This window comes from Acetobacter pomorum, from assembly GCF_002738225.1.
Classification (GTDB): Bacteria; Pseudomonadota; Alphaproteobacteria; order Acetobacterales; family Acetobacteraceae; genus Acetobacter; species Acetobacter pomorum.
Window position 1 is genome coordinate 1 of sequence record NZ_PEBQ01000124.1, and the last position, 250, is coordinate 250.

Annotated in this window: 1 pseudogene; it reads right to left on the bottom strand. The window is 56.4% G+C overall.

The features are described 5' to 3' along the window. Positions 1–182: pseudogene (locus tag CSR02_RS08925) on the bottom strand (transposase); the annotation flags it as partial. Between the last annotated feature and the right edge of the window lie 68 nt (positions 183–250).

Sequence of the window (250 nt, forward strand, 5' to 3'; positions counted from 1 at the left end):
ATTCCCTGCGGTAGCGTGGTGACAATAAAGCGATGATAGCGGTTGCCGTGGCGCCATTCGGCCTTGGCCACGACCCGCCTGCGGCGCGTCCAGCTGTCCTTTGTGATCCAGTCAAAGGAGGCAAAGCCGCGCGCAGCTCTGCCTGTCGTGGCGGCTTCGTCACGAACCTCAGCGGACAAAGTGAATTGCCCCGGGTTTTGTGGAGACGTTTTTTATCTGATTTAAGCGGCTAATGCATGTGATTTCTGTT